8 protein-coding genes are annotated in these 14,657 nt (G+C 51.2%); 5 read left to right on the plus strand and 3 right to left on the minus strand.

Translation table 11 applies throughout. The annotated features are described in order from the left end of the window. Positions 1–72 precede the first annotated feature (72 nt). Entirely contained in the window at positions 73–954 is an 882-nt protein-coding gene (locus POTG_RS13525) for an OmpA/MotB family protein (RefSeq protein ID WP_009225394.1), read from the minus strand. Further along, positions 951–1,787, minus strand: a complete 837-nt coding sequence (locus tag POTG_RS13530; protein WP_009225395.1) for a flagellar motor protein — start codon at positions 1,785–1,787, stop codon at positions 951–953. The genes POTG_RS13525 and POTG_RS13530 overlap by 4 nt, the downstream gene beginning before the upstream one ends. A 261-nt stretch (positions 1,788–2,048) precedes the next feature. Between POTG_RS13530 and uvrB the strand changes: the two genes are divergently transcribed. Further along, positions 2,049–4,043: an excinuclease ABC subunit UvrB gene (gene uvrB / locus POTG_RS13535; protein ID WP_009225396.1), complete on the plus strand. Its 1,995-nt coding sequence runs from the start codon at positions 2,049–2,051 to the stop codon at positions 4,041–4,043. A 589-nt stretch (positions 4,044–4,632) separates the two neighbouring features. Continuing rightward, entirely contained in the window at positions 4,633–7,521 is a 2,889-nt protein-coding gene (gene uvrA, locus POTG_RS13540; RefSeq protein ID WP_036645356.1) for an excinuclease ABC subunit UvrA, read from the plus strand. Positions 7,522–7,820: 299 nt separating this feature from the next. Here uvrA and POTG_RS13545 read toward each other — a convergent pair whose 3' ends face one another. Further along, positions 7,821–9,458, minus strand: coding sequence for a nitrite/sulfite reductase (locus tag POTG_RS13545; RefSeq protein ID WP_009225398.1), 1,638 nt, complete (start codon positions 9,456–9,458; stop codon positions 7,821–7,823). Positions 9,459–9,812: 354 nt separating this feature from the next. Here POTG_RS13545 and POTG_RS13550 point away from each other — a divergent pair, with 354 nt between their 5' ends. From POTG_RS13550 to POTG_RS24365, 3 genes are all read left to right on the plus strand, one after another. Beyond that, positions 9,813–10,028 carry a DUF2759 family protein gene (locus POTG_RS13550; RefSeq protein WP_016314089.1) on the plus strand — a complete coding sequence of 72 codons (216 nt, stop codon included), beginning with the start codon at positions 9,813–9,815 and terminating at the stop codon, positions 10,026–10,028. A gap of 300 nt (positions 10,029–10,328) precedes the next feature. Further along, the gene (locus tag POTG_RS13555) at positions 10,329–11,540 is read left to right on the plus strand and encodes an S-layer homology domain-containing protein (protein WP_232282302.1); all 1,212 of its coding nucleotides are present in this window, start codon (positions 10,329–10,331) and stop codon (positions 11,538–11,540) included. A 640-nt stretch (positions 11,541–12,180) separates the two neighbouring features. Next, the coding region (locus POTG_RS24365) for a DUF5704 domain-containing protein (RefSeq protein WP_198136205.1) at positions 12,181–14,657 on the plus strand (2,477 nt) is incomplete at its 3' end.

Below are 14,657 nucleotides of genomic sequence, written 5' to 3' on the forward strand. Positions count from 1 at the left end.
GCGGGATAAGGGAAAAGAGCGCCAGCATCATTGCGGACGCTCAAACAAACGTAGTCCCATTCCACATCCCCCCTACTGCTGCAACTGCCGCAACACCGTGATTTCCACCCGGCGGTTCTTCTGGCGGCCTTCGGGGGTGTCGTTGTCGGCGGCGGGGCGGGTGTCGGCGTAGCCGGCGTATTGGAATTGCTGCGGATCCAGCTTCTCCTTGTCGACGAAAAACCGCAACACCGAAAGTGCCCTTGCCCCCGACAGCTCCCAGTTGTCTTTGAACTCCGACGCGTACACAATCGGCAGGTTGTCGGTATGGCCCTCAATACTGATCACGGTGTCGAGCTGCCGAAACAAGCTGGCTAGCTTGGCGAGCGTTTTGGCGGAGCCGCTTTTGAGGTCGGCCTTGCCGGTGTCGAACAGAAACCGGTCGCTTAACGTGATCGAAATGCCCTGAGGCAAGTCAGCCACGTGGATTTGATCCTCCAGCGAATTGTCCTTGATGTAACTCTCAATGAGCTTCATCAAGTTGGCGAGCTCTTCCTCCTGCTTGCGAAAAGCAAGCTCCCGTTCGGTCAACGGAGCCTGTCCGCTGCTATCCGCTTGTCCTGTCGTGCCTTGTCCTTCGCCTTGCTTGCTGCCGCTATCTGCCGAGGCTGGCGGATTTTTGTGACTGTACCGGTCTGCGGTGCCTGTAATCCCGCTGCCTAACTCCAGAATGGAATCGCCGCCTTTAAACGTTTGCTGGAGGGAGGAGGTCACAACTTCATATTTTTCCACGTCTAACCGGCTCATGGCATACATCATCACGAAAAAAATCAACAACAGCGTAATCAAATCCGCATAGGTGATCATCCAGCGGTCCTTCGCATCGTTTCGTTCCGAGCGGCGTGCACGCCGGCGGGATTCACGCGTCGAAACGTCCGGCTCGTTCATTTTCCCCGATTTGCTGGACGGTCTCATAGTTCATTCTCCTCGGAGGCTTGAATGCGAGCGCCGCTTCCGAAGCTGGCGGGTTTTTCCGCCGGACCGTCATCCGGCAGAAGACGCGCGGTTTCCGCGGTAAAAGACTCCAGCTTCCGCCGCACAAGCAGAGGATGGTCGCCGTTTTGGATCGACAAAATCCCCTCCAGCATCATCTCCATCCGGTCGATTTCGTCATCGCCGCGCGCTTTGATTTTGGAGGCGATCGGAAGAAAGATCAGGTTGGCGCTGGCCACCCCGTACAACGTCGCCGTAAAAGCAAGTGCAATCGAAGGGCCCAATGCCGTCGGTTCGGACAAGCTGCCAAGGACGTGGATGAGTCCCATCACCGTACCGATGATCCCCATCGTTGGGGCGTATCCGCCAGCCGATTCGAAGATTTTGGCGTAGCCGTCATATTTTTTTGATACCGCATCGATTTCCAGCTCCATGATTTGCCGCACCATCGCCCGATCCGTTCCGTCCACCACCAGTTGAATACCCTCGCGCAAAAAAGGATCCCGATGCTCCGCCGCCTTCTTCTCCAAAGCCAAGACGCCTTCGCGCCGGGAAGTGGAAGACATCTCCACGATATCCTCGATCACGCCGTCCTGCGCCGGGGATTTGGTCATAAACGCGAGTGCCAGCGCCTTCGGAACCGTTCGCAGCTTGGCGACCGGGAAGCTGATCAACACGGCTGCAAAGGTGCCGCCGAACACAATTAAAGCGGCTGTAACCTGCAACAGACCGCCTAATTGACCGCCTTCGAGCGTAAATCCGCCAACAAGGGCGGCGAGACCAACAATGATGCCTATCAACGTTGCAATATCCATGAAATATGAACAACTCCTATCTTCGACTTACCGTTTGCATCTATAGGATGAAAAAGGTATAATACATGGGAACACCTATTCCTATTTTGATAAATTTAGGAAAGGCTCAGGGGTTAAGCTTGGTTTATTCATCGGAAGGATGACGATCCTAGTTTATATGTAGAAACAAACTTCTTGAGTAACCAACTCATGTCATAGATAAAAATAATGTCAAATGATGCCTCTAGTATTCCATTTTAGACGATAGGGTGATGTTGGACAATGAGTGAAATCGTGGTTAGCGACAATAAATTCGAGCTGATCTCCGAATATACGCTGCAAGGCGACCAGCCGGAGGCGGTGCGTCAATTGGTGGAAGGCGTGCTGGCCGGGAAAAAGCACCAAACTCTGCTCGGGGCCACGGGGACGGGTAAAACGTTTACAATCGCGAATACGATAGCGAAGCTCGGACGCCCCACCCTCGTCATTGCGCACAACAAGACGTTGGCAGCGCAGCTGGCCAGCGAATTTCGTGAATTTTTCCCCAAAAACTCTGTTGATTACTTCGTCAGTTACTACGACTACTACCAGCCGGAAGCCTACATTCCTTCCTCCGACACCTACATCGAGAAAGATTCCAGCATTAATGAAGAAATCGATAAACTGCGGCACTCGGCGACTAGCGCGCTGTTCGAGCGGCGGGATGTCATCATTGTGGCGAGTGTGTCGTGCATTTACGGTCTCGGTTCGCCGATGGAGTACCGCAATTTGGTGCTGTCTCTGCGGGTAGGGATGGAGAAACCGCGCAATCAGATTTTAAGCCGGCTGGTGGATATCCAATACCAACGGAACGATATCAATTTTGTACGCGGTACGTTTCGGGTGCGCGGCGATGTGCTCGAGATCTTCCCGGCTTCGCATGGGGAGAAGGCGATTCGCGTGGAGTTTTTTGGCGATGAGATCGAGCGGATTACAGAGATTGACGTGCTGACCGGCGAGTTGGTTGGCGAACGGGAGCATGTGGCGATTTTCCCGGCGTCTCACTTTGTGACCCAGGAAGAAACGATGAAGATCGCCCTCCAGAACATTGAACGCGAGCTGGAAGAGCGGCTGGCGGAATTCCGCGCGCAAGGCAAGCTGCTGGAGGCGCAGCGCCTGGAGCAGCGGACACGGTACGACATCGAAATGATGAGGGAGGTCGGCTTCTGCTCCGGCATCGAGAACTACTCCGGACCGTTAACCTTCCGTGAGCGGGGGGCGACGCCGTATACGTTGCTGGATTATTTTCCGGACGATATGCTGATCGTCATCGACGAGTCTCACGTCACACTGCCGCAGATCCGGGCGATGTACAATGGAGACCAGGCGCGTAAGAATGTGCTGGTAGAACACGGCTTCCGCCTGCCGTCGGCGCTGGATAACCGTCCGCTGCGGTTCGAGGAGTTCGAGGAGAAGGCGACGCAGCTGATTTACGTCTCGGCGACGCCGGGGCCTTACGAATTGGAGCACTGCGACACGATGGTCGAACAGATTATCCGTCCGACAGGTCTGCTGGATCCGGTCATCGAGGTGCGGCCAACGAAGGGGCAGATCGACGATCTGATCGGAGAAATCCGCGATCGCATTGCCAAAGACGAACGCGTACTGGTGACGACGTTAACCAAGAAGATGGCCGAGGACTTGACCGATTACCTCAAGGAAGTCGGAATCAAGGTAAGGTATCTTCACTCCGATATCAAAACGCTGGAGCGGATGAGTATTTTGCGCGACCTGCGATTGGGGACGTTCCATGTCCTGATCGGGATCAACCTGCTGCGGGAAGGGCTGGATTTGCCGGAAGTTTCGCTGGTGGCGATTTTGGATGCCGACAAAGAAGGGTTCCTCCGCTCGGAGCGATCGCTGATTCAGACGATTGGGCGGGCTGCGCGGAACGCGGACGGCCGCGTGCTGATGTACGCCGATACGATCACCGAGTCGATGGATAAAGCCATCAAGGAAACCGAGCGGCGGCGCAAAATCCAGATCGCGTACAACGAGAAGCACGGCATCACGCCGCAGACGATCCGCAAGAAGGTCCGCGACGTGATCGAGGCGACCAAGGTCGCGGAGAGCAAAGCGGATTACCTGGCCGATGCCAAGGGCAAGATGTCCAAGCGCGATCGCGAAGCGATGATCGCTCGTCTCGAGGCCGAGATGAAAGAAGCGGCCAAGAACCTGCAATTCGAACGCGCTGCCGAGCTGCGCGACGCGATCCTGGAGCTGCGGGCAGAGGCATAAGCGTAGGCGAGCTGCTGCCCCGTTTAGCAAATATGAGCCAGCCATAGGGTAGCCAAACAAGAGCGCTGACCTATGGCCCTTGGCTTGGGGCGGCTGATACGGGGCTCTTAGGTTGTAAGTTGCTGTAACGGAACGGAGAGACCTTATTTGCTCTAGAGAGCAAGGTTTCTCGTTCTAACGGAACGAGGAGACGCTATTTGGCTTGATAATGCACTAAACGTCGTTATAGCTGGTGAATAAGGTCTCTGGGTTCCGTTAGGACGGGAAATATCCAGGAAATCAACGAATAACGTCGCTACGTTCCGTTAGAATCCGGGCGCCCTGGGAGTGGAGCGTCGGCAAACCAACCCTATGTGAATAGCATCGTGATGGGAAGCCGGTTTTAGAGAAGTGAAAGTTAAATCAAGTTTAAAAATCGGGTTTTCAGCACCGAGAAGGTTGGATGAAGGAGGGAGTGAGTAGCGGAGCGTAGTTAGGGCTACGTGAGCAACGGAGCGACTGACTGAATTCAAGATTCGACGTCGAAGATACTCCTGTGAATAGCATCGTGATGAGAAGCCGATTTTTAAACATCATATAAAAAAGGGAGATGAAGTTGTTGGGTCGCGAGAATATAGTCATCAAAGGCGCCAGAGCGCACAATCTGAAAAACATAGATGTCACGATACCGCGCGACAAGTTTGTCGTGCTTACGGGGTTGAGCGGCTCCGGCAAATCATCGCTTGCCTTCGATACGATTTATGCCGAAGGGCAACGCCGTTACGTGGAGTCGTTGTCTGCGTATGCCCGGCAGTTTTTGGGGCAAATGGATAAGCCGGATGTGGATTCGATCGAAGGATTGTCCCCAGCCATCTCCATCGACCAGAAGACGACAAGCCGCAACCCGCGTTCAACGGTAGGGACCGTTACGGAAATCTATGACTATCTTCGTCTGTTGTACGCCCGGATCGGTCATCCGCACTGCCCGGAGCATGGCATTGAAATTACGTCGCAGACCGTTGAGCAGATGGTTGACCGCATCATGCAATATCCGGAGCGAACGAGATTGCAGATCTTAGCTCCTGTCATTTCCGGCAAAAAGGGCGAGCACAAAAGCCTGCTCAGCGAAATCGCCAAGCAAGGCTTCGTCCGGGTTCGGGTGGATGGAGAGCAACGCGATTTGTCGGAGAATATTGAACTGGAGAAGAACAAGAAGCACACCATCGAGGTCATCGTCGACCGGATCGTGGTGAAGGAAGATGCGCGCAGCCGGCTGGCTGATTCTATCGAAACGGCGCTCAAAATGTCCGGCGGGCAAATTCTCGTTGATATTATTGGCCAAGAGGAGCTTCGCTTTAGCTCGAACTATGCTTGCCCGATCTGTGGGTTCAGTATCGAAGAGCTGTCGCCGCGGATGTTCTCGTTTAACAGTCCGTACGGGGCTTGCCCAGAGTGCGGCGGACTTGGTGTGAAAATGATCATCGATAAGGACCTGCTCATCTCGGATCCTTCCAAATCGATTGAGGAGGGTGCATTTGAGGCTTGGGCTGGCGGCACCTCCAACTACTATCCGCAGTTTTTGAGATCGGTTTGTGAGCACTTTAATATCCCGCAAAATGTACCGGTTTCCGAGCTGACAGCGGACCAGATGGACAAGTTGCTGTATGGCACAGGTGATGTTAAGGTTCGGTTCCGCTATGAGAACGATTTTGGCATGAGTCGAGAAGCCTATGTGACGTTTGAAGGGATTATCCCTAACCTGGAGCGGCGCTACCGGGAAACGGCTTCGGAGGGCATTCGTGAGTTCATCGAAGAGTTTATGGGCTCCAAGCCCTGTGGTACCTGTCATGGCCACCGTTTGAAGAAAGAGGTTCTGGCCGTAACGGTGAACGGTCAGAACATCGCCCATGTGACGTCTTTGTCGATCGGCGAAGCAAGGGAGTTCTTTGGGAATCTGGAGCTGACGGATAAGGAAAAATCCATTGCCCACCTGATCCTGAAAGAGATCAATAACCGGCTTGGGTTCTTGGTGAACGTCGGCTTGGACTATTTGACGCTTAGTCGTGCAGCTGGAACCTTGTCCGGCGGCGAAGCGCAACGCATCCGGCTGGCGACGCAAATCGGCTCTAGCCTGATGGGCGTCCTGTACATCCTGGACGAGCCTAGTATCGGGCTGCATCAACGGGATAACGATAAGCTGATCTCGGCGTTAACCCACATGCGCGATCTCGGCAATACATTGATCGTCGTTGAGCATGACGAGGATACGATGCTAGCCGCGGACCATATCATCGATATCGGGCCGGGGGCAGGGATTCACGGGGGGCAAGTGATCTCGCAAGGGACACCTCAGGAAATCATGAACGATCCGCGTTCCCTAACGGGTCAATATTTGAGCGGCAAGAAGTTTATCCCGGTACCTTTGTCTCGGCGGAAGCCGGATGGTCGCTGGGTGGAGATCAAAGGGGCGAAGGAAAACAACCTGAAGAACATCAACGTGAAATTCCCAATCGGTGTGTTTACGGCGGTGACCGGGGTATCCGGCTCCGGTAAGTCGACCCTGGTCAACGAGATTTTGTATAAAACGTTGGCTCGCGACTTGAACCGGGCGAGAGTGCGTCCAGGCCAATACAAGGAAATCAAAGGCCTCGAGCACGTGGAGAAAGTCGTTGATATTGACCAATCTCCGATTGGGCGTACGCCGCGATCCAATCCGGCAACGTACACCGGAGTGTTTGACGATATTCGCGACCTATTCTCGCAGACGAACGAGGCGAAGGTACGCGGCTATAAGAAAGGCCGCTTCAGCTTCAACATCAAGGGCGGTCGCTGCGAAGCCTGCAAAGGCGACGGGATCATCAAAATTGAAATGCACTTCCTGCCGGACGTATACGTTCCTTGCGAAGTCTGCAAAGGCAAACGGTACAACCGGGAGACGCTGGAAGTCAAATATAAAAACAAGAGCATTGCCGATGTGCTGGAGATGACGATCGAGAATGCTACGGAGTTCTTCCAGAACATCCCGAAAATTCACCGCAAGCTGCAAACGCTGATGGACGTTGGTTTAGGTTATGTGACCTTAGGGCAGCCGGCAACGACGTTGTCTGGTGGGGAAGCCCAACGTGTGAAGCTGGCTTCGGAATTGTATCGCCGCAGCACCGGCAAAACGATTTATATTCTCGATGAGCCTACAACCGGCTTGCATGTCGACGATATCGACCGATTGCTCAAGGTGCTTCATCGCCTAGTTGACTCCGGCGAGACGGTGCTTGTGATTGAGCACAATCTGGACGTGATCAAGACGGCCGACTACTTGATCGATCTAGGGCCGGAAGGCGGCAGCGGGGGAGGAACGGTGATCGCTACCGGCACGCCGGAGGACATCGTGAAGGTAGACAAATCCTATACCGGACGATATCTGGCGCCGATTCTCAAGCGGGATACGAAACGCACCGCGGAACTAAACCAAGTCGAAGAGAAAGATCGGGAAGTCGTTTAGAAGAAATCGGGGCAGTCTCTATTTAGAGGTTGCTCCTTTTTTGGCTTGATCGATATAGCTGTCCGATCCCCTCTTGGCCCCCTCTTTTTGAGGATTATCCCGTTGCATCAGATCGTGGAAATGAGATACAGAAAGTAAGGCATGCCCTTTTCACACGGCACTCCCAGTCTCGCTTGATCCACACTCTGAACGAAAGGGATAATCGTGCAAAAAGGGCCAAAAGAAAGAACTAGACCGGCCCCCATAGGGTACCAGTCTAGTTCAATAGATGTCGAGTGAAGATGCTCAAGCATCTCTACTTAAGAGGCGATTCCCGCAGCTAAAATTTGGTTCAGCTGTTCTTGGAATGCCGGAACTCCGACGCGCCGAACGAAATCATGGAAGGATTCGGACGCATTGCGATTCGTTTTATAGAATAATAGCAACTGCTCGAGAACATATGCCACTTGGTCGCCTTTGACGCGGCCTTTAAGCGCTTGGTTAAACTGGGCATGCGGCCCGTTTGCTCCACCGCCTAATGTACCGCCTACGGCAATATCAAATGCATCCACCATACCTTCCGGCGTCTTGATCAGAGAGCCCTGCAAGCCGATATCGGCAATATGCTTATGGCCGCAGGCATTTGGGCAACCGATAAAGTGGATGCGAACCTTCTCGTCCAGTTCGACATGCTGGTCCAGGTATTCTGCAACTTCAGCGGCACGGCGTTTCGTTTCAACGATGGCCAAGTTGCAAAATTCATTGCCTGTGCAGGAAACGGTCCGGCTCATAAAATGCTTCGGAAACGGAGTTAACCGCTGAAGAACTGGCGCTTTGAGCGCTTCTTCCACCTTGTCGTCCGGAATGCCGCTGATCAAAATATTTTGCGACATTGTGGTGCGGATTTTGCCTTCGCCGTATTGGTCAGCTACATCGGCCAGTTGCTCCAGTTCATCGGCGTTTAACCGGCCAACCGGTACATTAAGGCCGATATAATTGAGGCCTTCCTGTTTCTGCGGGTGCACCCCGTCGAAATAGGCGGCTTGCCAGCCGACGGTTTTATCTTCCCCGCGCGACTCCAGCTCACCAACCAGCTCGATCAGCTTCTCTTTAAATTTCTCCGGTCCCCAGTCGGCGACGAGGAATTTCAGGCGAGCGTGGTGGCGTTTCTCCCGGTAGCCGTAATCGCGGAAAATCGTGGTGACTCCAATCGCAACCTTCAGCACTTCCTCCGGTCTGACGAAAATATCCAGCGGTTTCGCTAAATGCGGCTTCGCGGATAAACCGCCGCCTACCATGACATGGAACCCGATGGTCTCTTTTCCGTCGATCACCTTGACCGCTGGTGTAAAGGCTAAATCGTTGATTTCCGCTTGCGCATTATTGTAGATGTTTGCGGAGATCGACATTTTATATTTTCTCGGCAGGTTGGAGAAGTCACGGTTTAGCAGGAAGAATCGGTTCACTTCCTCCACGATCTCCGTCGTATCGATTAATTCATCCTTGTCGATCCCGGCGAGCGGATTCCCTACGATGGTACGCGGGCAGTCACCGCAGGCTTCAAACGAATACAGACCAACCTTATCTAGACGCTCGAAAATATCCGGCAAGTTCTCCACCCGCAGCCAGTGGAATTGAATGGCTTGACGTGTCGTCACGTCCACCAGGTTGCGGCCGTACAAGCGAGAAATTTCCGCCAGCGCACGTGCTTGCTTCGTGGTCATAATACCGGTATTGATGCGCACGCGCATCATGAAGTGACCATCCTTTGGTTTTTGCTGATATACGCCGGCCCATTTGAAACGATCCATATCGTCAGCTGGAATCGAGTCGTAGCCTTTCACCGCGTACTCCTCAATAATCGTGCGGATGACGTCCAGCCCGTCTTTTTCCAATTTGACGAACTCGAATTTGTTTAATTTCTCCGGCTCTTTGGTCCATATCGGTTCATAAGCCATGCGATAACCTCCCTATGTTACGTTTGGGTAAAGAATCCTCAATGGATCCCGTTCATTAATTCCGACAATAAAACTATGAATAAGGTTATTTTTCATGGTACCATAGAAGCCTGAGAGCGTAAATAAAGTAAGGGGGCTTTCGGGCATAAAACTTCCTTATGAACAACTAAAGATCTGGTGATAATGTATTTGTCAATGATATCCTGCATAAAATAAAGCTTAAATCCGGCAACAAACACGTAAATTCAGCGAAAACTTTGACAAAATCTTGTCTTTCCTCTTGCATCCGAACCAGAGGGAAGATAACATAGAAGAAGAGTTGTGATTTCGTGGATTTCAAGAGGAGGTTTCGCGATGTTGCTCCAGGCAGCGGAAGAAACAGCAAAAACAACGAATTTTAACGGGTTCGATATTTTTATGATTTTGTTTACGATTGTGATTTTTATTGGCGTGATCCGCCTGTTGAGAGAGCGTCCGAAAAAGAACCTGTTCGCGATCGCTTTCGGGATTATCAGCTTGCTGGTCTTTTTGGCATCGGATGCGATCATGATTAAGACCTGGTTTAGCTAAGCCAAGGCGAGCGATACATATTTCATTATGTGAAATAAGCCAAGGCACTTTATTCTTGATAAAGGAGTAAGGTGTCTTTTCATTTTACAGGATCTGGATTATAATAAGGCCAGGTGAAGCACACCTTGACATCTTTTAGATGGCGAGGTGTGTTTTTTATTTGCAACAAATGGATGATTTTATCAGAAAAGCAAGAACAAAGGAGGTATACAGCGAATGGTAGCGAATAAGTGAAGATACATATTTTTCCTTTGCATGAAATCTAAAAAATTAGGCGTGGGAGTGATGAAAGTGAAAAAGATGCTGATGGTGTGGCTGGTTGGATTGTTGGTGATCAGCTTGATACCGGGTGAGCCTCACCTTCATGCTGCTGGCGGGTTCCCAGACGTTAAGCAGGGGCACTGGGCTAAAGTGGCGATTGATTCAGCCGTGGCCAAGGGATATTTCAAAGGCTATGCAGATGGAAACTTCAAGCCGAATGGAACAGTAACTCGAGCTGAATTTGCGGCCTTATTGGCGCGGGTAGCTAAAGCTGAGGAGTCAGAGGTGACGGGGCATTCGTTTTCGGATTTATCGGGACACTGGAGTGAAGCGGAGGTCGAACGTGCGGTATCCCTTGGTTTTATTCAGCCGAGCGACTATCCGAACGGGTTTCAGCCGAATACGCCGATCACCCGCTTTGAAATGGCCAAGTGGATGACGTCGGGACTGGCAGCCAACAATGATGACTTTAAGCAAGCGTTGGAGGACACCAAGACAACGGTAATCCCGGTGAGAGAATATTTTAAACCGGGGATTCCACAGTCGAAATCTTCGTACGTTGCCGTCGCGTTAGGGACAAAGCTGATGAGCGGGTATCCGGACGGCTCCTTTGGGTTGGATAAGAAAGCGACTCGCGCGGAGACAGCCATCATTCTGCAAAATTACGAGCAGGTAAGTAATAGAGAAGCGGGGAGTTTTCTAGGACTGAAGGAACTGAGACAAGTGGGCACGGAACGTACGAATCTGGAGACGATCAGCCCCTTCACAACAGGCAATACTTCGTTAAATGATGTTGTGGAAAAAACGCTCACGTTTCGGAATAATGCAGGTAGTCTGAAGCTGCATCATTATATCGTTGTTGATACGGAAGACTTCAAGAATATCGACAGCATTTATGCTCCTTTGTTTGTAGATGAATCGGATTATAATAGTAGGCTTGACGAACCTGGGGTATATCGAGCATTCATTCATATTACAATTTACCCGAAAGCTCAGGATTTTAGCGTAGGACACTACATGAACGGTGTTCGAGACGGCATTGTCGCTGGGAGTAGAATTCTTAATCAAAGTATTATGGATAAATACGGGTATCAAACTTTACCTCATATCGAGTCAAAAAAATTTTTTAAAGAGCATAACAACCCTAATGGGATTACATTATGGGTTGAGGTTTTTTTAGATTCATCTCGTGAATTAAGAGATAGTATAAAAACAGATGATGGTTCGTATGCGTCTCTGAGTAATAAATAATAGGAGTGGCTGAATATTGAAGAGGTGCTTAGCCATTTTACTTATATTTTTACTTATACTCTCCACATTTCCTAATCGATCAAAAGCAGCATTCTTAAATGGTTATCCTTCGGATAACATTGAAATAACTCCCAATGGACCTGCACAAATGCAGCAGATAAAAGTGTTAGTGAAGGGAAGTGACGTGGCTAGACCCAAAATTGTTTGGGTACAAACTGATACTGACATTTGGACTGCTACTTTTGATAATGGAACACGAGTTGAGACTGGAACTCATAGTAGTGGTCAATCTGCGGTACCTTTAAAGAAACGTACGGATTTCGAGTTGAACATGGGAGCATACGCTCCTGATTTAATGGAGGATAGCTTAAAAAATACATTTTCGAAAACGTACATAAAGGATTTGGAAATTGAAGATATGGAATGGAGAGAATCAAATAGTTATGAGCCCATCGGCTCTAAACCTGTATTTCACGCTGGAAGTACGACCGCTACAATTAAAGTTTCTACAGGATACCCATTAGATTATTCTGATAAATATAAATACGCAACCCGAGCGGATGGGGCAGATAAGTTTATGGCGGAGTACTATATTCCTATGTTTGTAAATTACAAGGGATATGTACTGGAGAAGAAAAGGATGCGGGTATTGGAAAATGCCACATTGCAGGTGGGGCAGACGAAGGACATGAAGGCCGAGGTATCCACACAGGAGTATAATATGACGAATTGGATCGATAACTGGTACGATGTGACATTGGCTTCTGAGACAACTTGGTCTTCCGATAATCAGGCTGTAGCAACAGTTGATTCAAGAGGGAAAGTAACAGCAAAATCTGCCGGTACGGCGAAAATCACAGCCCAATGGAAAAAAGGACCTTACTGGTTATACGGATCAGCCACAATAACCGTAGGAACCGGTGGGGGAGGCACGCCGAATCCTACAGACCCTCCCCCTGGCGGCCAATGCACTCAACCAGCCCCAAGCGGCAATGTCATTGATGTTCCCTTAAATGATCCTGCAGTAAGCGCAGTTATTAAAGCAGATAGTCGGGGGGCTGAGCGATTTAATGTGTTGGATGGGATTCCGACTTCCGAAAGCCTTTATGGGAATGTCTTTGCCAAAAGCTACTTATCGAAAAATAAATTCGTTGAGATGGCCGGGAAATGTACCTTTGAGATTACGGTTAATCGTGAGTATACGTTAACGTGGGATCCAGGCAAAGAGGTGGAAGGGCCGGATGGCACAACCTATAAGGAGCCGGATCCGCAAACGGACACGGAAACCGTGACGAAATCGTACACGATTGAACGTCCATACTCTTTTTGGGTGATCGATAACCTGGAAGTGTATCAAATTAACGAGGCCGCATTGCTAAATTACGCTTTTGAAGGCAATGGCATTCGGATACGGCCTTCAGGGTACACGCCACCGACATATTCAACGGACCTTTCACATGGGTTTACGCCACCGGATCCGGAAAATCCGGTAGAAGCACCGCCGGGCAGTATGTCAGGAGGGGAGGAGAGACCTGATCCAAGCGGGGAGGATTTGAGTTCTTTTGCTGAGAGTGCCGTAGAAGATGTGAAAGTGAAGAATGACACCCTGATATTCAACGGAAACACCATTATGAATGGCGCTGAAACGAGCCGATCGGGAGCACGGCCGGGTCAGATCCCAGCAGCGCCGCAGATCAACGAAAACGTGCTGTACAGTCCAGGTCATGTGATCCCCACCAGCAAGACGAATAAGGCGGACCAACCTAGCGCTGGCACGATCTATTACGGGCTGATGAGCGGCAACATTAATGGCGGCTCCGACAAAAGCTATCCTATTTACGGGATCAACAGTGTGACCGTACATACACCTGTAGTGATGTACCCCGGCGTCTCCGACGACAAGGCGCACAATCAGAAGACGACGCCGGCGGCGGGGCGTTCGGCGGTGATTTTGGACCGGCCGTTTACCGTCACGATGCCAAACAGCGGCCAGCATGCCAATTACCTGGGGTATGGCAACCGGGACTATTTGAAGTATATCGGCAGCAAGCAGGTTCGCTTCCCGTTTGATGTCTATGAGGGGGCGAAAGCGAGATTTTATCCGAAAAATACCTGGATTGAAGTCGACAAGGCTCGGGAGCAATTTGACTTCTACCTGCCCGTTTGGGTGGATGAAGGGTTCTATACCGTGGAATTCCGCACCATCGCGCATAATGCGCCGGCCGGAGCGACGGAGCAGACGAACGCCAACTTGAACCTCACCCATCATATCGCTTATGGCACGGTGCCGGTTGACGTGATTGGGCGGGTGTTCGATCTTAAAGTGACGGATATCGCCGATTACAACTGGGAAAGTGTGTTTCGGACGGCTCCGGGAAGTCCGGTGCCCACAGGGGCCGTTTACTGGGTTGGGCTCAACGGAATTGATGGGGCGCCAAGAGGTAATACGCCGCAGTATACGCTGCCGATCCGCCCCGGAAGCCATCCGCTGTACAAAAACGCGGTCATCAAAACGGGATACCACTTCAAGTTTGATCTGAAAACCAAAGGGAATATGTTCGGGCCTTTAGATCAAATTGTGATTACCCCCTCGTTTGATTTCATCGACGCCGTAAGCGGGAAGCGTCAGCCCGTCGATCTGTATTACCATACCGGGAACAGGAGTTACGTTCGGATTGGGTCAGCCCTGGATCAGGTGCAGCGCTACGTGATTCTGAATGATCGTCTGCGGAATGTGCCGATGGAAGAGTTGACGGATACAGCGCTTTACAAATACGATCACGACTACACGTTTGACCAGATAGCCGGGATTGGTCGCAGCCAGTTCGTGCAGCGGTTTATCCAGAAGCAGTCGATGCAAAAAACACCCGTCGGCAGCTTTAGCCTGCTGCGGTTACCGGAGGGCGTCCGCACGCTGATCGGTCCGAAGACGGGAATTCCTGCGGGCGTTGATCCAGCTCGGGTTAATGCCGCAGTGCAACGATGGTATGGCGAATATAGCCTACCGGCTGAGCTTTACGCCGTCCCGGCGGGGACGAACGTAGCGGAGTATGGACGGACGCATGGCGGGTTGACGGATCGGTCGGAGATCTTTTTGAAAAAAGGGTATATCGTGGT

It is taken from the genome of Paenibacillus sp. oral taxon 786 str. D14, from assembly GCF_000159955.1.
Taxonomy (GTDB): Bacteria; Bacillota; Bacilli; order Paenibacillales; family Paenibacillaceae; genus Fontibacillus; species Fontibacillus phoenicis.

Bases quoted from the DNA above. Each gene is read 5' to 3' on its own strand.
- POTG_RS13525 (WP_009225394.1), bottom strand. From the start codon at position 954: ATGAGACCGTCCAGCAAATCGGGGAAAATGAACGAGCCGGACGTTTCG.
- POTG_RS13530 (WP_009225395.1), bottom strand. From the start codon at position 1,787: ATGGATATTGCAACGTTGATAGGCATCATTGTTGGTCTCGCCGCCCTT.
- uvrB (WP_009225396.1), top strand. From the start codon at position 2,049: ATGAGTGAAATCGTGGTTAGCGACAATAAATTCGAGCTGATCTCCGAA.
- uvrA (WP_036645356.1), top strand. From the start codon at position 4,633: ATGAAGTTGTTGGGTCGCGAGAATATAGTCATCAAAGGCGCCAGAGCG.
- POTG_RS13545 (WP_009225398.1), bottom strand. From the start codon at position 9,458: ATGGCTTATGAACCGATATGGACCAAAGAGCCGGAGAAATTAAACAAA.
- POTG_RS13550 (WP_016314089.1), top strand. From the start codon at position 9,813: ATGTTGCTCCAGGCAGCGGAAGAAACAGCAAAAACAACGAATTTTAAC.
- POTG_RS13555 (WP_232282302.1), top strand. From the start codon at position 10,329: ATGCTGATGGTGTGGCTGGTTGGATTGTTGGTGATCAGCTTGATACCG.